The organism is Micromonospora sp. NPDC005553 (genome assembly GCF_042871765.1).
In the GTDB taxonomy this organism is placed as follows: domain Bacteria; phylum Actinomycetota; class Actinomycetes; order Mycobacteriales; family Micromonosporaceae; genus Micromonospora.
This window is the reverse complement of the sequence record NZ_JBIAJD010000003.1, coordinates 585,665-611,309: the sequence shown is the minus strand read 5'-3', so window position 1 is coordinate 611,309 and position 25,645 is coordinate 585,665. Positions and strand designations below refer to the sequence as shown.

Genomic DNA, 25,645 nt, shown 5'->3' with positions numbered 1-25,645 from the left:
GACACAACAAAACAACACCTCCCCCACCTCCGAAAGGACCCTGCACATGCGTAAGGGGATCCTCACCATCGCCGCCGTGGGCCTGCTCGCGACCGGCGGCTTGACCGCCTGTGGCGACGACTCCGGCACCGGCTCGACCGACTCCAAAAAGACCCCCAAGATCGGCGTGATCCTTCCGGACAGCAAGTCCTCCCCCCGCTGGGAGACGGCGGACCGCCGCTTCCTGGAGGAGGCGTTCAAGGCCGCCGGCGTCCAGTCCGACATTCAGAACGCCCAGAACGACAAGGCCGCCTTCCAGACCATCGCCGACCAGATGATCACCGGCGGCGTCACCGCCCTGATGATCGTCAACCTGGACTCCGGCACCGGCAAGGCCGTGCTCGACAAGGCCAAGTCGCAGGGCATCGCCACCATCGACTACGACCGGCTCACCCTCGGCGGCTCCGCCCAGTACTACGTCAGCTTCGACAACGAGACCGTCGGCAAGCTCCAGGGCGAGGGTCTGGCGAAGTGCCTGACCGAGAAGAACGCCAAGAACCCGGTCGTGGCATACCTGAACGGCTCCCCCACCGACAACAACGCCACCCTGTTCAAGGCCGGATACGACTCGGTGCTCAAGCCGAAGTTCGACTCCAAGGAATACACCAAGGGCCCGGACGACGCCGTGCCGGGCTGGGACGGCCCCACCGCCGCGACCATCTTCGAGCAGCAGCTCACCGCGACCAAGGGCAAGATCGACGGTGTGCTGGCCGCCAACGACACTCTCGGCAACGCCGCCATCTCGATCCTGAAGAAGAACAAGATCAACGGCAAGGTGCCGGTGACCGGGCAGGACGCCAGCGTGGAGGGCCTGCAGAACATCCTCGCCGGTGACCAGTGCATGACCGTCTACAAGGCAGTCCGGGAAGAGGCCAAGGCCGCCGCGGACCTGGCCATCGCGCTGGCCAAGGGCGAGAAGAAGGACACCGGCCAGTCGGTGAAGGACGGTGACCGCGACGTCCCCTCGGTGCTGCTCACCCCGAAGGCCATCTACAAGGACAACGTCAAGGACGTCATCGCCGACGGCTACGCGACCAAGGAGCAGGTCTGCACCGCGGCGTACGCCAAGTTCTGCGCCGAAGCCGGCATCAGCTGACCGACGCCGCAGTACCCGCCGGAACGACCACCGCCGCCCGGCACGGGAGCACCCTCCCGTGCCGGGCGGCGCCCGCCGGACGGGCCCCGACCCTCCCTTAAGAAGGAGACCCCCGTGTCCGCGACCCCCCTGCTGGAACTCCGCGGGATCGACAAGAGCTTCGGTCCCGTCCAGGTGCTCCGCGACGTCGCACTGACCGTCCACCCAGGCGAGGTGACCGCACTGGTCGGCGACAACGGCGCCGGCAAGTCGACCCTGGTGAAGTGCATCAGCGGCATCCACCCCACCGACGCCGGAGAGTTCCTGTTCAACGGTGAACCGGTGCACATCGGCAGCCCCCGCGACGCCGCCGCCCTCGGCATCGAGGTCGTCTACCAGGACCTCGCGCTCTGCGACAACCTGGACATCGTGCAGAACATGTTCCTCGGTCGGGAGAGGCGCAGCGGCATCGTCCTCGACGAGCCGACAATGGAACAGCTCGCCGCCGAAACCCTGGCAGGGCTCTCCATCCGCACCGTCACCTCACTTCGTCAGCACGTGTCCAGCCTCTCCGGCGGGCAGCGCCAGACCGTGGCCATCGCCAAGGCGGTGCTCTGGAACAGCAAGCTCGTCATCCTGGACGAGCCGACCGCGGCGCTCGGCGTGGCACAGACCGCCCAGGTGCTCGAACTGGTCCGCCGCCTCGCCGACAACGGCCTGGCCGTGGTGCTCATCTCGCACAACATGAACGACGTCTTCGCCGTCTCCGACCGGATCGCCGCGCTGTACCTCGGCCAGATGGTCGCCCAGGTGAAGACCACCGACATCACCCACGCCCAGGTGGTCGAGCTGATCACCGCCGGGCGCTCGGGCGGGCTCGGCCTCGCCACCGACCCGGGCAGCAACGGCGACGGCCCGCAGGCGGCCGACTCGATCTCAGGAGGCGTCCGATGACCACCACCGCCGTGCGGAAGGACGGCCCCGCGGCCGTCACACCCCCGCCGACCGTCGGAGGCCACGTCCGCAACTACCTGAGTCGCGTGCGCGGTGGCGACGTCGGCGCGCTGCCAGCCGTGCTCGGCCTGATCGTGCTCTGCACCGTCTTCGGGATCATGCGGCCGTCGTCGTTTCTGTCGGCCGGCAACTTCGCCAACCTCTTCACCCAGGGCGCGGCGGTCACGCTGATCGCGATGGGCCTGGTCTTCGTGCTGCTGCTCGGCGAGATCGACCTCTCCGCCGGCTTCGCCAGCGGCGTCTGTGCTGCGGTGCTGGCCAATGTGGTCACAGTGCTCGGCTACCCCTGGTGGGTCGCGGTGCTCGCCGCGGTCGCCACCGGCGTGGTCATCGGCACCACGCTCGGCATGCTCGTCGCGAAGATCGGCATTCCGTCCTTCGTGGTCACCCTCGCCGGCTTCCTCGCCTTCCAGGGCGTCGTGTTGATGCTCGTGCAGGAGGGCACCAACATCTCCGTCCGCGACGAGGTGCTGGTCGCCATCGCCAACCGCAACCTCGCCCCCGCGCTGGGCTGGGCGCTGACCGCCGTCGCCGTCGTGGGCTACGCGGCGGTGCAACTGCTACGCCACCGCAACCGGGCGGCACGTGGTCTGATCACCGACCCGCTCGCGGTGGTGGCGCTGCGGATCGGCGGGCTCGCCGTCATCCTCGGCACCGCTGTGTACGTGCTCAACCTGGAGCGCAGCCGCAACGTCCTCATCGTCTCGCTCAAGGGTGTGCCGATCGTGGTGCCGATCATCGCGGTGCTGCTGGTCATCTGGACCTTCGTGCTGCAGCGCACCAGCTACGGCCGGCACATCTACGCCGTGGGCGGCAACCGGGAAGCCGCCCGCCGAGCCGGCATCGGCGTCGACCGGATCCGGATCTCGGTCTTCGTGATCTGCTCGTCCATGGCCGCCATTGGTGGCATCGTGGCGGCCAGCCGGGCCAACTCGGTCGACCCGAACACCGGGGGCAGTAACGTACTGCTCTACGCGGTGGGCGCAGCGGTGATCGGCGGCACCAGCCTGTTCGGTGGCAAGGGCCGCGTCTTCGACGCCGTGCTCGGCGGCGCGGTGGTCGCTGTCATCGAGAACGGAATGGGCCTGATGGGATACACCGCGGGAGTCAAGTACGTGGTCACCGGTGTCGTACTGCTGCTCGCGGCCAGCGTCGACGCGCTCTCCCGCCGCCGCGCGGCAGCCACCGGCACCCGCTGACCGCGCGGGAGGTGGCACCAGCATGCGCCCAGGACCGAGCCAGGATGACGTACGACGGCAGAACCTCGGTGCCCTGCTGCGACACGTGCACGTCCACGGGGCGACCACCCGTGCCGAACTGACCACCACGCTGGGCCTCAACCGCAGCACCATCGGCGCGCTCACCGCCGACCTGTCCGCAGTAGGGCTGGTCAGCGAAGGGGCACCGAAGGAGACCGGCCGGGCCGGACGACCGTCACTGGTCGTCCGGCCCGAGTCGGCGCGGGTCTACGCGTACGCGTACTCGGTGGAGGTGGACCGGCTGCGCGCCGCCCGGATCGGGCTGGGTGGCGCGGTCCTGGACCGCCGGGACCTGGACCGGCCGCGCGGTCTGCTGGCCGCGGAGGCCGCGCCGCTGCTGGCCGGCGCGGTCAAGGAAATGCAGCAGCTGGTGCCGGCCGACGCGATCTGCGTCGGCGCCGGCGTCGCCGTCTGCGGCATGGTCCGCCGGGACGACGGCCTGGTCCGGCTCGGCCCCACCACCGGCTGGGTGGACGAGCCGATCGGCTCGGCCCTCGCCGACGAGTTGGGCATCGACGTACCGGTCACGGTGGGCAACGTGGCGGACGTCGCCGCGTTCGCCGAGCACGCACGGGGTGTTGCGGCCGGTTGCGACAACGTTCTCTACCTGTACGGTGACGTCGGCGTGGGTGCCGGCATCATCGCCGGTGGACGTCGGCTGACCGGGCACGGTGGGTACGGCGGCGAGGTCGGCCACATGAAGGTGGTCCGCGACGGCCGGCCCTGTGAGTGCGGCTCCCGGGGTTGCTGGGAGACCGAGATCGGCGAGCACGGTCTGCTGCGCGCTGCCGGACGTTCCGACGCCCGGGGTCGCGACGCCCTGCTGGCCGTCTTCGACGCCGCCGACCGGGGCGACGCCCGGGCCCAGACGGCGGTCCGCCAGGCCGGCGACTGGCTCGGCTTCGGCGTCGCCAACCTGGTGAACATCTTCAACCCCGAAATGGTCATCTTCGGCGGCACCATGCGCGACCTCTACCTCGCGGCGGCGGCCCAGATCCGCAGCCGGCTCAACTCCAACGCGCTCGGAGCCTGCCTGGAGCACGTCCGGCTGCGCACGCCCAAGCTGGGCGCGGACGCCCCCCTGATCGGGGCCGCCGAGTTGGCCTTCGAACGACTCCTCGCGGACCCCCTCGACGTGGGCTGATCCGTCCGCTGTCCGGCGTGGGTGTCGACCTGCTCGCTGTCACCCGCTGATCCGGCTCGCTTCGCGATGAACTTATCGCGCGATCAGTCCGTACCAGTGGGCGGACGGGCAACCGGCATGGTACGGCTGCCCGGTCCGAACGCGTTCCGGTCCGGACCGAGGAGGCACCACAGACATGGCACCGCTCAGATCCGCCCATCGCCGACTGGGCACCCGGACCCACCGAGCGGCGATGCTGCTCATCGCGGTCATCGCGGGGGTCGGTGTCCTGCCCGGCGTGGCCGTCGCCGCACCCGCCGGCGGGCGACAGCTCAACGCCGCCGACATGACACTGCTCAACGGGGTGCGGTTGGCCGGGCTGTGGGAGATGCCGGCCGGCCAGATGGCCGCCGAAAAGGGACAGTCGGCCAAGGTACGGGAGATCGGCGCCGGCATCGCCAGCGAGCACCAGCGGCTCGACGAACTCGTCGTGGAGGCGGCCAACAAGCTGGGCGCGAGCATCCCGAGCGAGCCGACAGCCCAACAAAAGGGCTGGCTGACGGAGATGAAGGACGCCTCCGGCGCCCGGTTCGACCAGATCTTCGTGACCCGCCTCCGGGTCGCTCATGGCGGCATTCTCCCGGTGATCAGCGCAGTACGGGCCAGCACCCGGGACGCCACCGTCCGCAAGCTCTGCGAGGACGCCACCGGCTTCGTCACGCATCACATGCAGATGCTGGAGTCCACCGGACTGGTTCGGTGGCCCGAACTGCCGCCGGCCGCGCTGCCCGCCCCCGGCCAGGACGGCCTGCTGGCCGCCGCCGGGGCGAACGCCGGCCCGCAGCCCGGAGTCAGCAGCACCGTCGTGTGGCTGGTCTTCCTCGCCGCGCTGGGCACCGGCGGAATCGCCACCTACCGGATGTTGCGCCGCAGCTGAGCGATCAGCCAGCGGCCTGGATGGTGGCTCGCGTTACCGGTCCACCTGGGTGAAGTCCCAGGAGTGCGGGGCGCGGGCCACCAGCAGGGCTGGCGGGTCCGGCAGCGGGCGAGGGCTGCTGCGCCACTTGGAGATCACCACCACCCGGTGGTCGGTAGAGGAGAAGACCTCGCTGGAGACGTGGAGCGGGTCGTGCTCCAACTCGGGCAGGGCGGTGTCGCACACCCAGGTGATCAGGTCGGCGACTCCGTACGCCTCGGCGCGCGCCTCCCACATCCGCACGATCATGTCCGCCGCCCCCGTCACACGCTGACCGTGGTCAACGGCAGCGCCGAATCGGCTGGCAGGTCCAGTCGGCTCGGAGCGACCCCGGCGGCGACCAGGTGCGAACCGAGCGCGGCCACCATCGCGCCGTTGTCGGTGCACAGCTTCGGCCGGGGTACCCGGACCCGGATGCCGTACTTCTCGGCTCGCTGCTCGGCCATCGCCCGCAGCCGGGAGTTCGCCGCCACTCCCCCGCCGATGACCAGGGTCTCGATGCCCTGCGCCCGGCAGGCGGCGAGCGCCTTGCTGGTCAGGACGTCACAGACCGCCTCCTGGAAGGACGCGGCCACGTCGGCCACCGGAACCGCCTCACCGGCACGTTGACGGGCCTCGACCCACCGGGCCACCGCCGTCTTCAGGCCCGAGAACGAAAAGTCGTACCGGTGGGCGGCGAGATCCTTCGCAGCGGTCAGACCGCGGGGGAAGGCGATCGAGGCGGCATCGCCGGCCCGGGCCTCCCGGTCGATGGGCGGACCTCCCGGGAACGGCAACCCGAGCAGCCGGGCGACCTTGTCGAACGCTTCCCCGGCCGCGTCGTCGATGGTGGCGCCGAGCGGGGTGACACCCCGGGCCAGGTCGTCCACGAGCAGTAGGGACGAGTGCCCGCCGGACACCAGGAGCGCGATGGCGGGTTCGGGCAGTGGGCCGTGCTCAAGGGTGTCCACCGCGACGTGGGCGGCGAGGTGGTTGACGCCGTAGACGGGCTTCTCGGCGGCGACCGCGTACCCCTTGGCGGCAGCGACGCCGACCAGCAACGCACCGGCCAGCCCCGGCCCCGAGGTGACAGCGATCGCGTCGATGTCGGCCAGCGTGACGCCGGCCTCGGTCAGGGCCCGGTCCATGGTCGGCACGATGGCCTCCAGGTGAGCCCGACTGGCCACCTCCGGTACCACACCCCCGAACCGGGCGTGTTCCTCGACGCTGGAGGCGAGCGCGTCGGCCAGCAGGGTGTGCCCCCGCACGATGCCGACACCGGTCTCGTCGCAGGAGGTCTCGATACCCAGGATCAGTGGTTCGTCAGCCATTGTCGTGTGGTCCGTTCCCGGTCGGCTCGGCGTCGCGCCGCATGACCAGCGCGTCTGTGTTGCTCGGTTGGTAGTAGCCGCGCCGCACCCCGATCGGCTCGAAACCGTACGTCGCGTAGAGCCGCTGAGCTGCGGCGTTGTCCACGGCGACCTCCAGCAGGGTGCTGCTGGCGTCGCGCCGGACCGCCTCGGCGAGCAACTCCTCCAGCAGGGCACGGCCTACGCCGCGCCGCTGGGCGTCCCGGCGGACGGCGATGTTCTGTACCCACACCTCGTCCGGCGGAACGCCGGCGAGCCCGGCGTAGCCGAGCACCGACCCGTCCGCGTCGACGGCGACCCGGTAGTGGTGCCCGTTGGCAAGCTCGCTCCAGAACATGGCTGGCGACCACTTCTCAGCGCCGAAGAGGTCCGCCTCGATCGGCAGCACGTCGTCGATGTGCCACCAGCGGAACGGTTCGAGCCGTACCACGGTCATGGCAGGACCGGTTTGCGGCCGGTCGCCGCCACCGCGTCGGGGCGACGCAGGTAGAGCGGAGTGAGCCGCTCACTGGACGCCCCCGCCCGGATCCGCTCGGCGGCGAGCAACGCCAGCACTGTCGCGTCCGGATAGCGCGGCTCGACCCGAACGGGCAGGTCCAGGACGTCTGCGTACCGGTGCGCTCCGTCACCGACCGCGATCGTCGCGCCCAGTTCGCGGGCCCGCGCGGCGGCGACCGCCGGCGCGGACACCTCGGGCCCGACGATCCGCTGGCCGGCGCCGTCGTAGACGGCCCAGTAGAGCTCCTTGCGCCGGGCGTCGCTGGCGGCCAGGACCGGCGTGCCGGATGCCGCCGGGTAACCGATGGCGTCCAGCGAACAGACACCGTACGTGGGGATCCCCAGCACCTGACCCATCGTCGCGGCGGTGACCAGGCCGACCCGTAGCCCGGTGAACGGACCCGGGCCGAGCCCAGCGACGATGGCCGCCAGGTCACGCGGGCGCGCGTCAGCGTCGGCGAGGACCGCATCCACCTGGGGCGCGAGCAGCTCACCGTGCGCGCGGGCATCGACCGTGCACCGGTGCGCCCGCGACGCCACGCCGTCTGCCGAGATCTCCACCAGCGCCGCGGTGACCGCGGGGGTCGAGCTGTCCACCACGAGTACGAGCACGGTAAGCCAGCCTAGCCGCCCCGCCCAGCACCCCGGTCACGCCCCGCCCCGCCACCCCCCTTCGCCCCTCGCCCCGACCTCGCCCGCCCCGCCCTCTCTCGCCCGGACCATGCACCGACCTTGCCCCGCCCCGCCACCCGCCTTCGCCCCCCACCGCCCGCCGCCCGCCGCCCGCCGCCCGGACCTTGTACCGACCTTGCCCCGCCAGCCACCGGCCTGCGCCTCTCGCCCCGACCTCGCCCGCCCGCTCGCTCTCGCCCGGACCTTGCCCCGCCCCGCCGCCCGCGTTCGCCCTTCGTCTCGCGCCGCCCCACGCCGCCTCGCGTCCCACCCCGCCTCGGCTCGCCCCCTGCCGGCCCACCCCGCGCCCGACGGCGAACGCGTCTATCCCACCCTCACCGGCCGCCGCAACGGACCCCTGACCCGCCGAGCGCATGGCCTGGCGGGCTTCACTCCGATGAGCGTGATGTCTGTGAGTCATCGTGATGACTCACAGACGTCACGCTCATCGGGGGAAGTGGTTCCAGCGCTCGTCCCTGGCTAGCCGTTGGGCTTGGCGGCCAACAGCGGCAGGCAGTCTGCGGCGGGGTGGGCAATGTGGGGGCGGCGCGGTCAGCTTCTTGGGGAGCGCGGATCGCGCCGCAAGTCGCCGACCTGCCGCAGCGGGATCGCGGGCATCTCGCCCGTGGTCCACGATGCCGGGATGTCATCGACTCGCCTTGTCACCCTGCTCGGTGCTGCCGCGCGGCATCAGCGACAGCTGCGCGACCTGAGCCAACGTCAGTTGGCCGCGTTGGCCGAGGTCGACCAGGCCGCGGTGGCCCGGTTCGAACGTGGTGAGCGAGCGCCGACGATCCCGGTGCTGGAACGGCTGTTTGCCGCGATGGACGTGCAGTTGGTCGTCGGAGTCGAGCCGTTGGACGCGCACCTCGACGCCCAGATCGACGGCTTGACCGCCCGGCCGATCGCCGAGCGGATCGACGGGTTGGGGCTGGATCGGCTGCTGGACCGGCTCACCGACTTCCCACAGGTGATCACCGGTTGCACAGCGGCGTTACTACAGGGCGCGCCGGTGCCGGTCGACGCGCTGGAGATCGCCCTGCGTTGGCAGGACTCCACACCGTTCACCCGCTGGCTGGAGACGAACTACGGGCAGCGGTGGAACGACCGCTGGGGTGAGTTCGGCGGGGTGTGGTTGGAGCCCGAGGAACCGGGCGAACACCGGTGGTCGACCCGGTACGGGGAGATCAGGGCCACGATGTGCGACGAGCTGCCCGAGACGATCGAGGTGCGCCACGGCGAAAGGATCTACCAGGTGGTGCCGCTCGTCGAGCTGGAACTCAGCGAGCCGCGCGCCGCCGGACTGTTACGCCGCTACCGCAACCGGCAGTTGGCCAGCGACAGCTGAGTCAACTGCCGGCCCGGCGGTGCAACGTTGACGAGCGGCTCAGCCGGCGGTGCGCTCCCAATCGATGGTGGGCAGGCCGGCGTCGGCGAGTGCCTTGTTGGCGGCGCTGAACGGGCGGCTGCCGAGGAAGCCGCGCGGGTTCATCGGGCTGGGGTGACCCGCCTCCAGCACCACGTGCTGCGGGTTGGTGACCAGCGCGGCCTTCTTGCGGGCGTAGCCGCCCCAGAGCAGGAAGACCACCCGGTCCGGTGCCGCGTCCAGTGCCCGGATCGTCGCGTCGGTGAACTCTTCCCAGCCGGCGTTGGCGTGCGAGCCCGGGGTGGCCTGCCGGACGGTCAGCACCGCGTTGAGCAGCAGCACCCCCTGGGCGGCCCACCCGTCGAGGTTGCCGCTGCGCGGCTTGGGGACGCCCACGTCCTCGCCCAGCTCCTTGAAGACGTTGCGCAACGACGGCGGCACCGTCACACCGTCGCGGACGCTGAAGCTCAACCCGTGAGCCTGCCCGGCCCGGTGGTAGGGATCCTGCCCGAGGATGAGCACCCGGGTGCCCTGCGGCGGGCACAGCCGGTATGCCGAGAACAGATCCTCCTGCGGCGGAAAGACCGTCTGCGTCGCGTATTCCCGGGCGACGAACTCGCCAAGCGCGGCGGTGCGTGCCGGGTCGAGGTGCGGGGTGAGCACTGCGCGCCACTGCTCCGGCAGCAGGGCCAGCAGATCCAGGGCGGGGGCGTCGTCGGGCATCGGGAACCTCTCACAGCGCGGGTCGGTCCCCCGCACTCTAGGCATCGGGTACGACAGCCACCGACCTAGCCCAGGTCGGCGAGCCGCCGGGCCCAGTCACCGCCGATCGGGTCCAGCTCGACGATGCGGGTGTCGTCGTCGCGGCGGTCGATGCGAACCCGTAGGTGCGCGTCCACCAACTGCTCCACCAGGCCCTCGCCCCACTCCACCACTGTCACCGAGTCGTCCACCGAGGCGTCGAGGTCCAGGTCGTCGATCTCGGCGCGCGGGTCGGTGGCGTCACCCAACCGGTACGCGTCGGCGTGCACGAGTGCCACCCGGCCGCCCCGGGCCGGATCGGGGCGGTGCACCCGGGCGATCACGAAGGTCGGTGAGGTGATGTCCCCGAGGACACCGAGCCCGGCCCCGACGCCCTGGGTGAGCGCGGTCTTGCCGGCACCCAACGGGCCGGTCAACAGCACCAGGTCGCCGGCGCGCAGCAGCCCGGCCAGCCGCCGGCCGAAGTCCCGAGTGTCTTCGACGGTCGGCAGCTTGACGACGTGACTCACCGTTCCTCCACGCTCTGCAATGACTCCAGGAACCGCGCCAGGGCGGCGTTGACCTCGTCCGCGTGCTCCAACATCACCACGTGACCGCTGTCCTTGATCTTCACGAACTCGGCGTGCGGCAACCGTCGGACGATCTCCTCGGAGTGGGTCACCGGCGTGATCATGTCCTTGTCGCCGACCACCACGAGCACCGGAGTCGCCGCCAGCGCCGCCAGCGCCGGGAAGCGCGAGTGGGTGGCCAGGGTCCGCAGGTAGCGGGTCACCGTGTCGGCCGACGTCCGGGAGTTCATCGTCTCCACGTAGGACACCAGCGACGGGCTGGGCTTGCGGGTGCCGAAGCCGTACTTGCGGGTCAGTAACCAGGCCACGTTCGACGTAGACTTGCGGGCCTTGTCGATCACCGGCCCGCCGTACCGGGTGGCGTTGCTGACCATGTAGAGCACTGGGCCGCCGACCCGGCCGAGCAGCGCGGGCGCGACCAGCTTGGTCTCCGCGATGAGCCCGCCCGACGTGGCCATCAGAACGGTGCCCACCACCCGGTCACCGAACAGCTCTCCGAACAACTCAGCGAACGCCATGATCGTCATGCCGCCCATCGAGTGGCCGACCAGCACCAGCGGCCCGTCTGGTGCGGTTCGGTCGATCACCTGACGCAGCGTTCGGCCGAGCACGGCGAGGTCGTACTCCCCGGTCTCCAGCCGGCCGGACCGGCCGTGACCGGGCTGGTCGTACGCCACGATCCGGTAGTCACCGCGGGCGGCGAGCATCTGGCGCTGGAAGTGGAACGTCCCCATGTCCAGGCAGAAGCCGTGCACCAGCACCACAGTCGGGTGCCCCGGCACCGGCCGGGTGGGCTCGACCACCTCGACGTGGATGTCGGTGCCGTCCGGCAACTCCAGGCGGAACGCCTCGTCGTACCGCTGCTTGTCGAACGTCTCGTGCGCGTAGCGGTCGGCCGGATCGGCCTTGAGCCGACGGACCAGGGTCCGCTCGGTCGCGACGCCAGCCGCCAGACCTGCCGCGGCCACCCCGACCGCCGCGCCGACGATTCCCGCTACCCGGCCCGCAGCCGTCCGCGGACGCGGAATGCGATAACTCATGGTTTCTCGCCGTCGTAGACCCGGGGCACCCGCGTGCCGCCGAACCGCGTCACGATCTCGTAGTTGATCGTGCCGACCGCCTCGGCCCAGTCGTCCGCCGTCGGTTCGCCGTCGACGCCGCTGCCGAAGAGCGTCGCCACGTCGCCGTCGGCCACCGGGTCGTCCCCGCAGTCGAGCACGAACTGGTCCATGCAGACCCGGCCCGATATCGTCCGGCGTACGCCGCCGAGCTGGACCGGGCCGGTGTTGGACGCGTGCCGGGGAACCCCGTCGGCGTACCCGAGCGGCACCACGGCCAGGTTCGCGTCGGCCTGCGTGGTGTAGGCGTGCCCGTAGGAGATACCGGTGCCGGCGGGCACCCGCTTGGTGAGCATCACCCGGGCGCGAGCGGTCATCGCCGGCCGCAACCCGTACGTCTCGCCGGCCACCGGTGACAGCCCGTAGATGGCCAGGCCGGGGCGGACCAGGTCGAAGTGGGTGTCCGGGCGGGTGAGGGTGGCGGCCGAGTTGGCGAGGTGCCGCCAGCGCGGTCGCAGCCCGGCCCGCTCGACCATGGCCAGCGCTTCATGGAAGACGGCCAGTTGGCGGTCGGTGGTGGGGTGGCCGGGCGAGTCCGCGTACACGAAGTGGCTCCACACGCCGACCACCTCGACCAGGCCGTCGGCCTGCGCCTTCGCGGCGGCATCCAGCAGCGCGGGCCAGTCGGCGACTGTCGCACCGCCCCGGGACAGCCCCGTATCGATCTTGAGGTGCAGGCGGGCGGGACGCCCGGCGAGGCGACTCGCCTCGATCATCTCGTCCAGTTGCGTCAGGCTGGCCGCGCCCAGGTCCACCCCGGCGCTGACCCCCTCGTGCAGCGGCAACCCGGGGGCGAGCAGCCAGGCCAGCACCGGCACCGTCACCCCGGCCCGCCGCAGGGTGAGGGCCTCGTCGAGGGTGCAGACACCGAGCCAGTCAGCGCCGGCGTCGAGCGCCGCACGGGCGGCCGGAAGCATGCCGTGGCCGTACCCGTCGGCCTTCACCACTGCCATCAGCTCGGCGGTGGTGCCGGAGCGGAGCCTGCTCACGTTCTCGCGGATGGCGTCAAGATCGACGCGTACCTCGGCCTGCCACATGCACCCAGCCTACTTTCCGCCGTGATCACCGCGGGCGGCGACGCACGTCCCGACGCGGCGATCCGGTCAGCGCGCCCCGAACCGTCCCGTTCAGCCCAGCCGGGCCAGCACCGGACGCAGCGCGGTCGCCACGTCGGGCGCGGTCACCGGGCCACCCCGGGCCGCCTCACGCCCGGCGAGACCATGCAGGTACGCGGCCGAGGCGGCGGCCCGATCGGCGGGTACCCCGGCCGCCAGCAGCGAGCCGAGCAGCCCGGCCAACACGTCGCCGGTGCCGCCGGTGGCCAGCGCCGGGGTGCCGGTCGGGTTGACGTACGCCCGACCGTCCGGCGTGCCGATCACCGTGCGATCGCCCTTGAGCAGCACCACCGCGTTCATCCAGGCGGCCAGCCGCAGCGCGGCGCCGACCCGGTCGGCGCCCGGCTCCTCCCCGCAGAGACGGGTGAACTCGCGGTCGTGCGGGGTGACCACGATGGGCGCGTCCCGACCCCGCAGCCGGTCGGCGAGCGAGCCGTCCACCAGCAGGGTCAGGGCGTCGGCGTCGAGCACCACCGGCACCGGGGCGGCCAGTACGGCGCGCAGCTCAGCCGCCGCGTCGGCGCCGGTGCCCAGCCCGGAGCCGCAGACCCAGGCCTGCACCCGGCCCGCGTCGGCGACCCGCCCGCTGGCGATCACCGACGGGTGCTGGTGCAGCACCTCGGCTCGGGCGCTGCCGGCGTAGCGGACCAGGCCGGTGGGCCCGGCCAGGGCGCCGCCCACGGAGAGCACCGCCGCACCGGGGTAGGTCGCCGAGCCGGTCGCCACCCCCACCACGCCCCGGGTGTACTTCTCCGACGCCGCGCCCAGCTGGGGCCACCAGTCGAGCAGGTCGGACCATTCGGTGACCCGCAGCGCCGGGGTGCCGCGCAGCCACGGCCGCAGCCCGATGTCGACAAGCTCGACCTGCCCGGCCAGCGCGGCGGCCGGGCCGACCACCAGGGCGGGCTTCAGCGCGCCGAAGGCCACCGTCACGTCGGCGCGGACCGCTGTGGGCCGGCCGGACGCGGACAGCGGCACGTGGCCGGTGTCGACCGCGACCCCGCTGGGCACGTCGACCGCCAGCACCGTGGCCCGTCCCCCGTCGCGTCCGCGCAGCTCGCCGAGGCGCTGGACCACCTCGTCCGCGTTCGCCCGTAGCCCACCGGTGCCACCGATGCCGACGATGCCGTCGAGGACCAGGTCGACAGGGCCGGCCGGGTCCTGGACCAGCCGGCCGCCAGCGGCTCGCAACGCGGCCAGGCCGGCGGCGTGCGCCCGCCCGGGGGTGAGCAGCAGGGCGGACACGTGGACACCTCGCCGGGCCAACCGCTCCCCCGCGTACAGCGCGTCGCCGCCGTTGTCACCGGAGCCGACCAGCAGCAGCACCCGGCCCCCGTAGACTCCGCCCCGCTCGGCGAGCAGGAGCGCGGCCCGGCGGGCCAGGCCGGCGGCGGCCCGCTGCATCAGCGTCCCCTCCGGCAGCGTGCCCATCAACCCCGCCTCGGCCGCCCGTACGTCGGCCACCCGCCACACCGCTCTCATGCCACCGTGTCCCATTCAGTTAGCGGGCGGACCTGACCGGCCCTCCCGGCCGACGTCATCGTTCCGCGACCACCATCGCCGACGCGATCCCGCCGTCGTGCGACAACGAGAGATGCCAGTGGTTGACCCCGCGCGCGTCGGCCACCGCCGCGACAGTGCCGGAGACGGCCAGCCAGGGGCGGCCGGCCGGGTCGGGCACGATCTCGCAGTCGTGCCAGTTGAGCCCGGCCGGGGCGCCGAGGGCCTTGGCCACCGCCTCCTTGGCGGCGAACCGGGCGGCGAGCGACTCGGGCGAGCGCGGGCTGCCGGAGCGGGTGTGCCGCTCGGTCTCGGTGAAGAGCCGGTCGGCGAGCAGCGGCGTCCGTGCCAGGGCCCGGGCGAACCGGTCGACCAGGACCACGTCGATGCCGACAGCGACGATCACCACACCACCCTACCGGCGGTCGAGGCCGGAGATTAGCCGTCGGGCTCGCGCTGGGCAACGCCTGTGGACACCCGGGGTACGCCTCGACGTCGGCTGTCCACAGGGCACCGCGCGGGCTCCGGCACGTGCCTAGCGTGAGCGCGTCGATGCCGATCGTCCACGGGGGTGTGGTCATGACCGACGAGCCGTTCGCCGTTCAGCCGGAGGAGTTGCGGGCGGTCGCCGGCCTGCTCGACGACGAGGCGCGCCGGTTGGCGTTGGGCCTCGCGGGGTTGCCCGGGCTGGTGGTGGCGGCGCCCGAATGGCGAGCCGGCGCGGCGCTGGCCGGGTTGGAGGCGGCCGTGCACGCCTGGTTCTGCCGGCTGGGTGACCGGGTCGCGGCGACCTCCGGCGGCGTCCGGGCGGCGGCCGACGCGTACGAGACGGTGGACGACCGGGCCGCCGGCCGGTTCGCCTCCCTACCTCGGTGAGCAGCGTCGGTTACCGACAGCTGTGGGCTGTCGATCCTGGTGCGTGGAGGGCCGCCGGGGCGGCGTGGGCGGGGTTGGCGAGGCCCCTCGATCGGCGCCTCGGCGAGCTGCGGGCGGCCACCGGGCGGTTGCGGGACGGTTGGTCGGGTACGGCCGCCACGGCGGCGGACACTCGCCTCAACGGCCTGCGTGACGAGCTGGCCTCGATCGCACCAGCGCTGATCGAGGTCGACCAGGTGCTGGCGGAGTTGGCCGGTGGGCTGGCGGTGGCGAAGGCGCGGCTCTCCCAGGCGGTCGCCCAGGCCGATGCGGCCGGCCTGCTGGTGGACCGCTCGGGTGCGGTGCGGGTCGATCCGGCCCGGTACCGACCTACCGAGCGGGCCGGGGTCGCCGCGGCTGGAGTGGCCGCGGCCCTGCGGGCCGCGCTCGACGGGGCAGCCGCTGCGGACCGGGTCGCCGCGGACCGGTTGGATGAGCTGGCCAGGGCCGCCGGCACCGGTTGGGCGTCCCCGCCCCCGCCGGGCCGACCGGCTCTCGGTGCCACGCCCACGCTGGTCAGCGCCTGGTGGGCCGGGTTGACGCCGGCGCAGCGACGGTGGCTGATCGTTCGCGAGCCGGCCCTGGTGGGCCGGTTGGACGGGCTGCCGGTGGCCGCCCGGGACCAGGCCAACCGGTTACGGCTCGACGCCTGGCGTACGGAGTTGCTGGCCGAGCGGCGACGGCTGCTGTCCCAGGTGCCGCCGGGGCCCCTCGCGTTGATCCGGTTGCGCGGGGTGGCCGGGCGGCTGGCCGGTCTGGACGCGCTGGTCGGCCGACTGACGGCCGGCGAGGCGCCGCGGGCGTACCTGCTCGGGGTGGACCCGGCGGGTGAGGGCCGGGCGGTGGTGGCGCTCGGCGACCCGGACCACGCCGACCGGGTGCTGACCTACGTGCCGGGGATGACCGCCGGCCTGGACGACGCCTCCGGCGAGCTGGGCAGGGCGGCCCGGGTGCTGGAGCGGTGCGCCGCGCTCGCCCCGGATGAGCGCAGCGCGGCGGTGCTCTGGTTGGACTACGACGCTCCGGATCTGCTGACCGAGGCCGCCTCGGCGGGTCAGGCCCGGGACGCCGGCCCGGCGTTGCACCGCTTCCAGGAAGGGCTGCGCGTCAGCCACGACGGGCCGCCGGCCCGGCAGACGGTGCTCGGGCACAGCTACGGGTCGCTGGTGGTGGGTGTTGCCGCCCGGGAGCACGGCCTGGCCGCCGACGCGCTGGTCTTCGTCGGCTCCCCCGGTGTCGGCGCGTCGCACGCCACCGAGCTGGGCGTGCCGCCCGGCGAGGTCTGGGCGAGCAGCGCCCCGGACGACGTGATCCGGGCGGCCCGGTCACCGGACGAGCTGGGCCGGCGGGCCCTGTTCGGCGCGGCACCACTCGCCGCCGTGCTTAGTTGGCCCGGCCGGACGGGGCACGAGCTGTGGTTCGGTCACGACCCGGCCGATCCCGGCTTCGGCGGGCGGGTGCTCCCCAGCGGCCGCGGCGGGCACACCGGCTACTGGGAGGCGGGAAACCCTGCGCTGGACGGGATGGCCCGTGTCGTGCTGGGCCGGTGACGACGGAACCCCGGCCGCGGCGGAGCGCGGCGACCGGGGTTCCGGAGGTGCGGGGTGCCTACTCGACCGTGACCGACTTGGCCAGGTTGCGGGGCTGGTCCACGTCGTGTCCCCGGGCGGCGGCGATCTCGGCGGCGAGCACCTGCAACGGGACAGTGGTGACGAGCGGGGCCAGCAGGGTGGGCGTACGCGGCACGTAGATCAGGTGGTCGGCGTACCGGACGACCGCCTCGTCGCCCTCCTCCGCGATCACGATGGTCCGCGCGCCCCGCGCCCGTACCTCCTGGATGTTGGAGACGACCTTGTCGTGCAGCATGCCCCGGCCCACCGGCGAGGGCACCACGCAGATGACCGGGGTGCCCTTGTCGATCAGGGCGATCGGGCCGTGCTTCAGCTCACCGGCGGCGAAGCCCTCGGCGTGCATGTACGCCAACTCTTTGAGCTTGAGCGCGCCTTCCAGGGCCACCGGGTAGCCGACGTGCCGGCCGATGAACAGCACCGTCGGCTCGGACTTCAGCTCCCGGGCCAGCTCGCGGACGGGCTCGATCCGGTCGAGCAGCTCACGCAGCTTGCCGGGGATCTCCTGCAGCTGCGCGACCACCGCGCCCACCTCGTCGGCGAACTTGATGCCGCGCACCTGGGCCAGGTGCAGGCCGATGAGATAGCAGGCGACGACCTGGGTCAGGAACGCCTTGGTGGAGGCGACGGCGATCTCCGGCCCACCGTGGGTGTAGAGGACAGCGTCGGACTCGCGGGGGATGGTCGAGCCGTTGGTGTTGCAGATCGCCAGCACCCGGGCCTTCTGCTCCTTGGCGTGGCGCAGTGCCATCAGGGTGTCCATCGTCTCGCCGGACTGCGAGATCACCACGATCAGCGTGGACCGGTCGAGGACCGGGTCGCGATAGCGGAACTCGCTGGCCAGCTCCACCTCGCACGGGATCCGGGTCCAGTGCTCGATGGCGTACTTGGCGACCATGCCGGCGTGGTACGCGGTGCCGCAGGCCACGATGAAGATCTTGTCGACGTCGCGCAGATCCTGGTCGCTGAGGCGGACCTCGTCGAGGGCGATCTCACCGCTCTCGGTGAGCCGGCCCAGCAGCGTGTCGGCGATGGCCTGCGGCTGCTCCTCGATCTCCTTGAGCATGAACCAGTCGTAGCCGCCCTTCTCCGCGGCCGAGGAGTCCCAGTCGATGTGGAAGTCCTGGCCGGCGGCGGGCTGGCCCTCGAAGTCGGTGATCTCGATGCTGTCACCGGTGATCAGCACGATCTGGTCCTGGCCCAGCTCGACCGCTTCCCGGGTGTGCTCGATGAACGCGGCCACATCGCTGGCCAGGTAGTTTTCCCCGTCGCCCCGGCCGACCACCAGCGGCGAGTTGCGTCGGGCGCCGACGACCGCACCGGGCACGGAGGCGTCCACGGCGAGCAGCGTGAACGCGCCCTCCAGGCGCTGGCAGACCACGCGCATGCCGGCGGCGAGCAGTTGCGGGCTGTCCGGCTGGCCGGCGGCGCGCAGGTCGGCCAGCGCGGCGGCGAGCAGGTGCGCGGCGCATTCGGTGTCGGTGTCGCTGGTGAACTGGACGCCGTCGGCCTCCAGCTCGGCGCGGAGCTTGGCGAAGTTCTCGATGATGCCGTTGTGGATCACCGCGACCCGCCCGTCGGGGGCGACGTGCGGGTGGGCGTTGCGGTCGGTCGGGCCGCCGTGGGTGGCCCACCGGGTGTGCCCGATGCCGGTGGTGCCGTCACCGATGCCGATCGGGCTGGCCGCGCAGGAGGTCGGGTCGTCGGCGGCCCGCTCGGACAGCACCTTCTCCAGGTTGGCCAGCTTGCCGGCCTTCTTCTCGGTCAGCAGCTGATCGTCACAGACGATCGCGACGCCTGCCGAGTCGTAGCCACGGTATTCCAGCCGCCGCAGCCCGTCGAGGACGATGCCGAGTGCGGGGCGCGCGCCCGCGTATCCCACGATTCCACACATGGCCCGCAGCCTAACCCAGTTTCACTCACGTTGGTTGCTCGAAAGTCGGGTTATCAATCACGGAATCTGAGCGATCAGTGCCTACGCGGCCGCAACGGGACGAGCGTCACGGGCCCCTCGCGCCCCGCTCCTCAGGGCGGGGTTGCGACACGCCTTCGGGTGCGGAAGTCTCTCGGCGGGTTTGGCGCTCCCGTCCACGGCCCGTTCGTCCCATACCCACTCCCGCCCGGAGCAGCCATGTCCGACGCGACGCCGCCCGACCCGACCCCCTCGTCCGCTCCGGACCCGGCTTCCCAGGCACTTCCGCCGGACCCGACGGCGCCGCCGTCCACGGCTTCGTCTCCGGCCCCCGACCCGCTGGCGCCGGGCCAGCCGTGGGCCCCGCAGGCCCCCTGGGAGCCACCCCCGCCGGCCGCGCCGTGGACGCCGTCGCCGCCCGCCACCCAGTGGACGCCGCAACCGTCCGCGACGCCGTGGTCGCCCGACCCGCAGACACCCCCGTGGTCGCCCGACTCCTCAGGCCCGCCGTCGGCCGGATCGCCACCGCCGATCGGGTGGCCCACGCCCGACGGGCAGCCGCAGACCGCTGGCTGGCCGCCGCCCGGCACCGGCTATCCGCCGCCCGGCTATCCGCCCCCCGGCACCGGCTGGCCGCCGCCCGGTTATCCGCCGCCCTACGCCTACCCCGGGTATCCGCAGGTCCCTGGCAAGACGACCACGAGCAGCGGGCGGATCGTCGGGATCGTCGTCGCGGCCGTCGTGGCACTCGTCCTACTGGTGTGTGGTTGCCTCTGCGTGGCCGGCCTGTGGCTCGACCAGGCAAACCCGGACCCGGTCGCCGAGGAGCCGTGGGTCGTCCCCGACGACGACGGCTGGACGGAGCCCACCACCGGGCCGATCATCCCGGAGCGACCCACCGCCCCGCAGCCGCCCACCACGTCCCCCACCCCCAGCAAGAAGCCGATCACCCGACCGACCTCAGGACCGGCACCCGTGACGGTGGTCTACCAGCTCAGCGGGTCGGGTGTCGTCGACCTGGCGTACTTCGACGCCGAGAGTGACCTCATCCACGTCGACGGCCAGAAACTGCCCTGGCGCACCACCATCCGCACCAACGGCAAGACCAGGGTGATGGTGGAGGCCAGATGGTCCGACGACGAGGGTGAGAGACCACTCGACTGCACCGTCACGGTCACCGGTGCCGGCAAGCCGGTCGTCGACAAGACCCGGGGCTACTGGGCGACCAGTTGCGGGCGCGACTGAGGCTGGGGTCCGAGCCGGGTATGGCCGTAGGCTGGCACAGGTGACGACGAGCACCGATGTCGACCCGCTGGTGGCCCGGATGCGGCCGTTCGGAACGACGATCTTCGCCGAGATGTCCGCCCTCGCCGTACGCACCGGCGCGGTCAACCTCGGCCAGGGGTTTCCCGACACCGACGGCCCACCGGAGATGCTGGCCGCCGCCGCCGAGGCGCTGCGCAACGGGCAGAACCAGTACCCTCCCGGCCCGGGGATCCCCGCCCTGCGCACGGCCGTGGCGGCGCATCAGCGGCGGTTCTACGACCTGGCGTACGACCCGGACAGCGAGATCGTGATCACGGCGGGCGCGACCGAGGCGGTCGCGGCGAGCATCCTCGCGCTCTGCGAACCCGGCGACGAGGTGGTGTGCTTCGAGCCGTACTACGACTCGTACGCCGCCTCGATCGCGTTGGCCGGCGCGGTCCGCCGGCCGGTGACGTTGCGCCCCTCGGCCGATGGCCGGTACGCCTTCGACCCGGCGGCGCTGCGTGCGGCGTTCGGCCCACGTACCCGGCTGGTGCTGCTGAACTCGCCGCACAACCCGACCGGCAAGGTCTTCACCCCTGCCGAGTTGGCGCAGGTCGCCGAGTTGTGTCAGGAGTTCGGCGCGTACGCGGTCACCGACGAGGTGTACGAGCACCTGGTCTTCACCGACGCGTCGAGCCCGCACGTGCCGCTGGCCAGCCTGCCCGGGATGCGGGAGCGGACGCTGCGCATCTCGTCGGCCGGCAAGACGTTCTCCTGCACGGGGTGGAAGGTCGGCTGGGCGAGCGGCCCGGCGGCGCTGGTCTCGGCGCTGCTCCGGGTGAAGCAGTTCCTCACCTATGTCAACGCCGCGCCGCTGCAACCGGCGGTGGCCGTGGCGCTGGCCCTGCCGGACGCCTACTACACCGGCTTCCGGGACGGTCTCCAGCAGCGGCGGGACCAGCTCGTCGGTGGTCTGACCGACGCCGGTTTCGAGGTGCTCGACTCGGAGGGGACGTACTTCGTCACCGCCGACATCACCGCCCTCGGCGGCCGGGACGGGGTGGAGTTCTGCCGCTCGTTGCCGGAGCGCTGCGGTGTGGTGGCGGTGCCCACCCAGGTCTTCTACGACGACGTCGACGCGGGCCGGCGGCTGGTCAGGTTCGCCTTCTGCAAGCGCCCGGAGGTGCTGACCGAGGCGGTCAGCCGGCTGCACGCTCTGGGCCGGAGCCGCTGACCCGCCCCGAGCCGCTGACCCGCCCGGAGCCGGTCGGTCCCGGGTCGGTCGCCGACTGATCGGCTGTCGACGTCGCGAGTCGGCTGAGCAGTTGACCGTCGTCACCGAGCAGCACCGCCTCGGCGTCGTCCACGAACGACAGGTCCGCGCTCACGTGCCGGCTGGCCGCGGTGAGCAGCAACCCGACCACCGGGTCCTCGGCGGCCCGCCGCAGGCCGTCCAGATTGCGCAGCTCGCGCAGCAGGTGGCCACGCTGGTTGCTCAGCACCGCGCGGACCGTGGCTGCGGAGCCGGACCGGGCGGCGGCGGTGACCTTGAGGAAGAAGTCGTCCCGGAATCCGCCGCTGCGCGGGCTCGGCTCCGTCAGCCACCGCGCCAGCTCCGCGCGGCCGGCAGGGGTGATCTCGTAGACCACCCGATCCGGCTTGATCGGCTGCGGTTGCCGTTCGGCGACGACCAGGTCATCCCGGGAGAGCCGGTCGAGGATCTGGTAGAGGTGGCCGATGTTCAGCGGCCCCCACTGCGGGCCGACGGCGGCTTCGAACGCGCCCTTGAGCTGGTAGCCGTGGCTCGGGCCACCAGCGAGCAGGGCGAGGACAGCGTGCTGGATCGCCATGTCACCTCCGGTACGGGTCTTGCATTGTCACAATGTATCGCGCAGAGTGGGTGTCAGCACACGGGGAGGCGCGATGCTCGGCTTCATCTGGAGACAGCTGCGCGGCCGTGCGGGGCGGTCGGTGGCGCTGCTGGTCGGCGTGCTGGTGGCCACCACCGGCTTCGTGGTCCTGACCGGCGCCACCACCACCTCTCGTCTGGACGTCGCGGGCACGGTCGAGCGCAACACCCAGGTCGCCTACGAAATCCTCGTCCGTCCCAAGGGGACCCGCACGCCGCTCGAAGCCGAGCGCGGGCTGGTCCGCCCCAACTATCTCTCCGGACTCTTCGGTGGCATCACCACCGAGCAGTACGAGCAGGTGACGACGGTCCCCGGCATCGAGGTGGCGGCCCCGATCGCGATGCTCGGCTATTCCACCACCCTGCTACCGACGCCGATCGACCTCACCGGCGCCGTCGACCGCTCGTTGGACCAGCAGCTCATCCGGGTCGACCCGACCTTCCACGCCGAACGGGGTCTCTCCAGCGCGCCAGGCAAACCCCGGTACGTGTACGTGACCACGAAGCCGTTGATCTACCCCCGGATCGACTGGGAGACCCTCGGTGACGCCGTGCCGTACTCCGATGGGCGGTCCTACCCCTGGTCGGACACCTGCGGGCCGGTCCCCCGCGAGGTGCAGCCGGACGGGCGCAGCCTTCCCATCTGCGATCCGGGATACGCGCTGCTGGGCAACCCGGGCACCTACTCCGAGCGCGAGGACTGGTCCCTGCACGCCGTCCAACTGCTGCCCGACGGCCGGTTCCAAGCCGACGCCTACGTCCTCGCCACCGACCGGGACGGCTCCGCCACACCCACCGACCGGCTGGTGATGGCGTACGACCTGACAGTGCCGTTCCTCCTGGCCGCTGTGGACCCGGCGGCCGAGGAACAACTCGTCGGGCTCGACGATGCCGTGGTCACCGGTCGAGCCGTCCGCACGGACGACAGGGTCGCCGTCAACCGCCGGGGCTCGGCGGACAACCACGAGGTCCCGGTCCTCGTCACCAACCGTCCCTTCATCGACGAGTCGCTGGCGGCCAGGTTCACCCGGCTCGCGATCAGCCCCGCCGGGGTGGAGGCGATCGACCTGGAGAAGACCTTGAACCGCCCCGGGGGGACTCCCGCCGGGTCCGCTCGGTACGACCTCACCGCCGGGCACCAGGCGATGCTCACCGAGGAGCTCTCCATGGCCGGGTGCTGCCACGGCCAACTTCAGACGGTCGTGCAGTCGACCGAGGTGCAGTACGACCCGCTACCCGACGGCAGCCTGCGGGCCCGCCAGCAACCGCCCGGCGACCCTGAGGTGTACGGCAAGTTGGAGACGTACAACCCGCTGCCCCGACCCTGGCTCGCCGACGACACCGGTTCCCGGTCGATACGGGCGCTGCCGCTAGCTGTGAGCGCGAACACCGCCAATCGTTTCTGGCGGGCTGTCGGTGTCTTCGACCCGGGCCGGCTGGCCGGGTTCAGTGACCTCGGCCAACTGCCGCTGGAGACCTACCAGGCACCGACGGCAGAGGGTGCCGACGACCGCAGCCGGGCAGCGCTGGGCGGCCAGCCGCTGGCACCCAGCGGCAATCCCGCAGGCTATCTCTCCGCGCCGCCGCTGCTGCTCACCAACCTCGGCAGCGTGCCGAAGATCCTGGAGGGTGGCGGCGGGCCACAGGCCAAGGCCCCGATCAGCGCTGTCCGGGTACGGGTGGCCGACGTGGACGGCTACAGCGAGCGGTCGGCCGAGCGGGTCCGACTGGTCGCCGAGCAGATCGCGGCACGTACCGGGCTGGACGTCGACATCACCCTCGGCTCGTCGGGGGCGCCGCAGACAGTGGAGCTGCCCGCCGGCTCGTTCGGCCGGCCGATGCTGCGGTTGACCGAGAACTGGTCGGCGCTCGGTGTGGCCTCGATCATCACCCAGGCGGTGGACCGTAAGAGCCTGGTGCTCTTCGTGCTGGTGCTGGTGGTCTGCGTGCTCTTCCTCGGCAACGCGGTCAGCGCCGCCGTCCGGGACCGGCGCTCCGAGTTGGCGGTGCTGTCCTGTCTCGGCTGGCCGGTCCGCCGCATCGCGGCGCTGATCCTGGGCGAGGTCGCCCTGCTCGGGCTCATCGCGGGTCTGCTCTCGCTGATACTCGCGATCCCGCTCGGAATCGCGCTCGGCATCGACGTCGACTGGCGGCGGTCCGCCCTGGCCGTACCCGTGGCACTGCTGCTCGCGGTGGCCGCGGGCCTGGTGCCGGCGCTGCGGGCCGCGCGCACCCACCCGGCCGCCGCCCTCCGCCCCATCGTCGCTCCGGCCCGCTGGGTACGCCGGCCACGCACCCTCTTCGGGTTGGCGCTGGTGAATCTGGCCCGCACCCCCGGGCGCACGTTCCTCGGCGCCGGCGCGCTGGCCATCGGGGTGGCCGCGCTGACGCTGGTCACCGCCGCCGCGTGGGCGTTCCGGGGCGCGATCGTCGGCAGCGTGCTCGGCGACGTGGTCTCGCTGAGCGTGCGCGGCGCGGACACCGTGGCCGCAGCGGCCACAGTGCTGCTCGGTGCCGCCGCGGTGGCGGACGTGCTCTACCTGAACATCCGCGACCGGGCCGCCGAGTTGGCCACCCTGCGGGCGATCGGCTGGACCGACGCCGCCCTCGGCCGGCTGGTCGGGTACGAGGGGCTGGCGCTGGGGCTCGTCGGTTCGACGACCGGCGCGGTGATCGGCCTGGTCAGCGCGGGTTGGCTGATCGGCGCCCTTCCCGGCGCGCTGGTCCTGGTGGCCGCACTGGTCGCGCTGGCGGGCACGCTGGTGAGCGCCGTCGCCGCGCTGGTGCCCGCCGCCCTGTTGCCGCGCCTACGACCCGCCCGACTTCTGGCAGAGGAGTAGCAGTCATGAGCGAGCAGATCGGTAGCGCGATCTCGGTCGACCACCTGACCCGACGATTCGGCACCGGGGCGGACCAGCTGACCGCTGTCGACGACGTGTCAGTGTCCGTCGCGGCCGGCTCGGTGGTGGCGTTGACCGGGCCGAGCGGATCGGGCAAGTCGACGCTGCTGCATCTCATCGGCGCGATCGAGCAGCCCGACGAGGGCACCGTGACCGTCGACGACGTGGTGGTCAGCGACCTGCGCCGGGCCGCACTGGCCCGCTACCGGCAACGGGTCGGGTTCGTGTTCCAGCGCTACCACCTGCTGCCCGCACTCAGCGTGCTGGACAACGTGATCGCGCCGGTCCTCCCCCGGCGGGGCCGGGCCGACCACGCGACCCGAGCCCGCGAGTTGCTCGACGCGGTCGGCCTGGCCGGGCGGGAGCGCGCCCTGCCCGCGCAGCTCTCCGGCGGCCAGCAGCAACGGGTCGCCATCGCCCGCGCCCTGATGGGGGCGCCGGGCCTACTCCTGGCCGACGAGCCCACCGGCAACCTCGACTCCACCACCGGCGGGCAGATCCTCGACCTGCTGCTCGACCTCCGTGACCGGCACGGCATGACCATCCTGCTCGCCACCCACGAACAGGCCATCGCTGCCCGCTGCGACCGACTGGTCCGACTGACCGACGGACGCGTCACCGAGGACCTCGACCTCACCGACGGCGAGGACCCCGCCGACACGTACGAGCGGGCGGCCCGACTGCGGTTGTGACACCGC

At 72.4% G+C, this 25,645-nt stretch carries 24 protein-coding genes; 12 read left to right on the top strand and 12 right to left on the bottom strand.

What is annotated here, in order from left to right:
• The first annotated feature begins 46 nt into the window (after positions 1-46).
• From ACFYPG_RS15400 to ACFYPG_RS15380, 5 genes are all read left to right on the top strand, one after another.
• The gene (locus ACFYPG_RS15400) at positions 47-1,135 is read left to right on the top strand and encodes a substrate-binding domain-containing protein (protein WP_355009662.1); all 1,089 of its coding nucleotides are present in this window, start codon (positions 47-49) and stop codon (positions 1,133-1,135) included.
• A gap of 114 nt (positions 1,136-1,249) precedes the next feature.
• On the top strand, positions 1,250-2,068 hold the full coding sequence (locus ACFYPG_RS15395; RefSeq protein ID WP_354980022.1) for an ATP-binding cassette domain-containing protein: 819 nt from the start codon (positions 1,250-1,252) through the stop codon (positions 2,066-2,068).
• Positions 2,065-3,327 (top strand): ABC transporter permease, encoded by a 1,263-nt coding sequence (locus tag ACFYPG_RS15390; RefSeq protein WP_355009661.1) that lies wholly within the window; start codon positions 2,065-2,067, stop codon positions 3,325-3,327. Before ACFYPG_RS15395 ends, ACFYPG_RS15390 begins: the two co-directional genes overlap by 4 nt.
• 22 nt (positions 3,328-3,349) lie before the next feature.
• Complete coding sequence (locus tag ACFYPG_RS15385) at positions 3,350-4,531, top strand: ROK family protein (protein ID WP_088950177.1); 1,182 nt, start codon at positions 3,350-3,352, stop codon at positions 4,529-4,531.
• 175 nt (positions 4,532-4,706) lie between these two features.
• Positions 4,707-5,447, top strand: coding sequence for a DUF4142 domain-containing protein (locus ACFYPG_RS15380; RefSeq protein WP_355009660.1), 741 nt, complete (start codon positions 4,707-4,709; stop codon positions 5,445-5,447).
• Between the two features lie 33 nt (positions 5,448-5,480).
• Here ACFYPG_RS15380 and ACFYPG_RS15375 read toward each other — a convergent pair whose 3' ends face one another.
• From ACFYPG_RS15375 to tsaB, 4 genes are read right to left on the bottom strand one after another with little or no spacing between them, the layout of a single operon-like run.
• Entirely contained in the window at positions 5,481-5,735 is a 255-nt protein-coding gene (locus ACFYPG_RS15375; protein WP_039906914.1) for a hypothetical protein, read from the bottom strand.
• Positions 5,736-5,749: 14 nt separating this feature from the next.
• Entirely contained in the window at positions 5,750-6,796 is a 1,047-nt protein-coding gene (tsaD, locus tag ACFYPG_RS15370; protein WP_387352372.1) for a tRNA (adenosine(37)-N6)-threonylcarbamoyltransferase complex transferase subunit TsaD, read from the bottom strand.
• A complete protein-coding gene (gene rimI / locus ACFYPG_RS15365) occupies positions 6,789-7,271 on the bottom strand; it encodes a ribosomal protein S18-alanine N-acetyltransferase (RefSeq protein ID WP_355009658.1) in 483 nt (160 codons plus the stop codon). The genes tsaD and rimI overlap by 8 nt, the downstream gene beginning before the upstream one ends.
• Positions 7,268-7,945, bottom strand: a complete 678-nt coding sequence (gene tsaB, locus ACFYPG_RS15360; RefSeq protein WP_387352370.1) for a tRNA (adenosine(37)-N6)-threonylcarbamoyltransferase complex dimerization subunit type 1 TsaB — start codon at positions 7,943-7,945, stop codon at positions 7,268-7,270. The genes rimI and tsaB overlap by 4 nt, the downstream gene beginning before the upstream one ends.
• A 703-nt stretch (positions 7,946-8,648) precedes the next feature.
• On the opposite strand from tsaB, the gene ACFYPG_RS15355 reads away from it, so the two are divergent.
• A complete protein-coding gene (locus ACFYPG_RS15355; protein WP_387352368.1) occupies positions 8,649-9,353 on the top strand; it encodes a helix-turn-helix domain-containing protein in 705 nt (234 codons plus the stop codon).
• A gap of 39 nt (positions 9,354-9,392) precedes the next feature.
• Here the strand turns inward: ACFYPG_RS15355 and ung are convergent, their stop codons facing one another.
• The 6 genes from ung to ACFYPG_RS15325 form a co-directional block, all read right to left on the bottom strand.
• Positions 9,393-10,094 (bottom strand): uracil-DNA glycosylase, encoded by a 702-nt coding sequence (gene ung / locus ACFYPG_RS15350; protein WP_355009655.1) that lies wholly within the window; start codon positions 10,092-10,094, stop codon positions 9,393-9,395.
• A gap of 65 nt (positions 10,095-10,159) precedes the next feature.
• Positions 10,160-10,642, bottom strand: a complete 483-nt coding sequence (gene tsaE / locus ACFYPG_RS15345; RefSeq protein WP_238687793.1) for a tRNA (adenosine(37)-N6)-threonylcarbamoyltransferase complex ATPase subunit type 1 TsaE — start codon at positions 10,640-10,642, stop codon at positions 10,160-10,162.
• Entirely contained in the window at positions 10,639-11,742 is a 1,104-nt protein-coding gene (locus ACFYPG_RS15340) for an alpha/beta hydrolase (RefSeq protein ID WP_355009654.1), read from the bottom strand. The genes tsaE and ACFYPG_RS15340 overlap by 4 nt, the downstream gene beginning before the upstream one ends.
• The gene (gene alr / locus ACFYPG_RS15335; protein WP_355009653.1) at positions 11,739-12,857 is read right to left on the bottom strand and encodes an alanine racemase; all 1,119 of its coding nucleotides are present in this window, start codon (positions 12,855-12,857) and stop codon (positions 11,739-11,741) included. Before alr ends, ACFYPG_RS15340 begins: the two co-directional genes overlap by 4 nt.
• Before the next feature lie 90 nt (positions 12,858-12,947).
• A complete protein-coding gene (locus ACFYPG_RS15330) occupies positions 12,948-14,417 on the bottom strand; it encodes an NAD(P)H-hydrate dehydratase (RefSeq protein ID WP_387352365.1) in 1,470 nt (489 codons plus the stop codon).
• Between the two features lie 55 nt (positions 14,418-14,472).
• Entirely contained in the window at positions 14,473-14,841 is a 369-nt protein-coding gene (locus ACFYPG_RS15325) for a holo-ACP synthase (RefSeq protein WP_387352363.1), read from the bottom strand.
• Positions 14,842-15,014: 173 nt separating this feature from the next.
• Between ACFYPG_RS15325 and ACFYPG_RS15320 the strand changes: the two genes are divergently transcribed.
• Positions 15,015-15,311: a hypothetical protein gene (locus ACFYPG_RS15320; protein WP_355009650.1), complete on the top strand. Its 297-nt coding sequence runs from the start codon at positions 15,015-15,017 to the stop codon at positions 15,309-15,311.
• Between the two features lie 74 nt (positions 15,312-15,385).
• Positions 15,386-16,900, top strand: a complete 1,515-nt coding sequence (locus tag ACFYPG_RS15315; RefSeq protein ID WP_387352361.1) for an alpha/beta hydrolase — start codon at positions 15,386-15,388, stop codon at positions 16,898-16,900.
• A 58-nt stretch (positions 16,901-16,958) separates the two neighbouring features.
• Here the strand turns inward: ACFYPG_RS15315 and glmS are convergent, their stop codons facing one another.
• On the bottom strand, positions 16,959-18,872 hold the full coding sequence (glmS, locus tag ACFYPG_RS15310) for a glutamine--fructose-6-phosphate transaminase (isomerizing) (protein WP_355009648.1): 1,914 nt from the start codon (positions 18,870-18,872) through the stop codon (positions 16,959-16,961).
• Between the two features lie 237 nt (positions 18,873-19,109).
• Here glmS and ACFYPG_RS15305 point away from each other — a divergent pair, with 237 nt between their 5' ends.
• Positions 19,110-20,135: an MmpS family transport accessory protein gene (locus tag ACFYPG_RS15305; protein ID WP_387352359.1), complete on the top strand. Its 1,026-nt coding sequence runs from the start codon at positions 19,110-19,112 to the stop codon at positions 20,133-20,135.
• 79 nt (positions 20,136-20,214) lie between these two features.
• A complete protein-coding gene (locus tag ACFYPG_RS15300; protein ID WP_387352721.1) occupies positions 20,215-21,372 on the top strand; it encodes a pyridoxal phosphate-dependent aminotransferase in 1,158 nt (385 codons plus the stop codon).
• On the opposite strand, the gene ACFYPG_RS15295 is transcribed toward ACFYPG_RS15300, so the two are convergent.
• Positions 21,338-21,988 (bottom strand): PadR family transcriptional regulator, encoded by a 651-nt coding sequence (locus ACFYPG_RS15295; protein ID WP_387352357.1) that lies wholly within the window; start codon positions 21,986-21,988, stop codon positions 21,338-21,340. The genes ACFYPG_RS15300 and ACFYPG_RS15295 overlap by 35 nt on opposite strands.
• A 73-nt stretch (positions 21,989-22,061) precedes the next feature.
• Between ACFYPG_RS15295 and ACFYPG_RS15290 the strand changes: the two genes are divergently transcribed.
• Both ACFYPG_RS15290 and ACFYPG_RS15285 read left to right on the top strand, forming a co-directional pair.
• On the top strand, positions 22,062-24,887 hold the full coding sequence (locus ACFYPG_RS15290) for an FtsX-like permease family protein (protein ID WP_387352355.1): 2,826 nt from the start codon (positions 22,062-22,064) through the stop codon (positions 24,885-24,887).
• A 5-nt stretch (positions 24,888-24,892) separates the two neighbouring features.
• The gene (locus ACFYPG_RS15285; protein ID WP_355009644.1) at positions 24,893-25,639 is read left to right on the top strand and encodes an ABC transporter ATP-binding protein; all 747 of its coding nucleotides are present in this window, start codon (positions 24,893-24,895) and stop codon (positions 25,637-25,639) included.
• The last annotated feature ends 6 nt before the right edge of the window (positions 25,640-25,645 follow it).

What these genes read in the sequence shown, in the direction of transcription:
- ACFYPG_RS15400 (WP_355009662.1), top strand. Translation starts at nt 47, where the DNA reads ATGCGTAAGGGGATCCTCACCATCGCCGCCGTGGGCCTGCTCGCGACC.
- ACFYPG_RS15390 (WP_355009661.1), top strand. Translation starts at nt 2,065, where the DNA reads ATGACCACCACCGCCGTGCGGAAGGACGGCCCCGCGGCCGTCACACCC.
- ACFYPG_RS15385 (WP_088950177.1), top strand. Translation starts at nt 3,350, where the DNA reads ATGCGCCCAGGACCGAGCCAGGATGACGTACGACGGCAGAACCTCGGT.
- ACFYPG_RS15380 (WP_355009660.1), top strand. Translation starts at nt 4,707, where the DNA reads ATGGCACCGCTCAGATCCGCCCATCGCCGACTGGGCACCCGGACCCAC.
- ACFYPG_RS15375 (WP_039906914.1), bottom strand. Translation starts at nt 5,735, where the DNA reads ATGATCGTGCGGATGTGGGAGGCGCGCGCCGAGGCGTACGGAGTCGCC.
- tsaD (WP_387352372.1), bottom strand. Translation starts at nt 6,796, where the DNA reads ATGGCTGACGAACCACTGATCCTGGGTATCGAGACCTCCTGCGACGAG.
- rimI (WP_355009658.1), bottom strand. Translation starts at nt 7,271, where the DNA reads ATGACCGTGGTACGGCTCGAACCGTTCCGCTGGTGGCACATCGACGAC.
- ACFYPG_RS15355 (WP_387352368.1), top strand. Translation starts at nt 8,649, where the DNA reads ATGTCATCGACTCGCCTTGTCACCCTGCTCGGTGCTGCCGCGCGGCAT.
- ung (WP_355009655.1), bottom strand. Translation starts at nt 10,094, where the DNA reads ATGCCCGACGACGCCCCCGCCCTGGATCTGCTGGCCCTGCTGCCGGAG.
- ACFYPG_RS15340 (WP_355009654.1), bottom strand. Translation starts at nt 11,742, where the DNA reads ATGAGTTATCGCATTCCGCGTCCGCGGACGGCTGCGGGCCGGGTAGCG.
- alr (WP_355009653.1), bottom strand. Translation starts at nt 12,857, where the DNA reads ATGTGGCAGGCCGAGGTACGCGTCGATCTTGACGCCATCCGCGAGAAC.
- ACFYPG_RS15330 (WP_387352365.1), bottom strand. Translation starts at nt 14,417, where the DNA reads ATGAGAGCGGTGTGGCGGGTGGCCGACGTACGGGCGGCCGAGGCGGGG.
- ACFYPG_RS15320 (WP_355009650.1), top strand. Translation starts at nt 15,015, where the DNA reads ATGACCGACGAGCCGTTCGCCGTTCAGCCGGAGGAGTTGCGGGCGGTC.
- glmS (WP_355009648.1), bottom strand. Translation starts at nt 18,872, where the DNA reads ATGTGTGGAATCGTGGGATACGCGGGCGCGCGCCCCGCACTCGGCATC.
- ACFYPG_RS15305 (WP_387352359.1), top strand. Translation starts at nt 19,110, where the DNA reads ATGTCCGACGCGACGCCGCCCGACCCGACCCCCTCGTCCGCTCCGGAC.
- ACFYPG_RS15300 (WP_387352721.1), top strand. Translation starts at nt 20,215, where the DNA reads ATGCGGCCGTTCGGAACGACGATCTTCGCCGAGATGTCCGCCCTCGCC.
- ACFYPG_RS15295 (WP_387352357.1), bottom strand. Translation starts at nt 21,988, where the DNA reads ATGGCGATCCAGCACGCTGTCCTCGCCCTGCTCGCTGGTGGCCCGAGC.
- ACFYPG_RS15290 (WP_387352355.1), top strand. Translation starts at nt 22,062, where the DNA reads ATGCTCGGCTTCATCTGGAGACAGCTGCGCGGCCGTGCGGGGCGGTCG.
- ACFYPG_RS15285 (WP_355009644.1), top strand. Translation starts at nt 24,893, where the DNA reads ATGAGCGAGCAGATCGGTAGCGCGATCTCGGTCGACCACCTGACCCGA.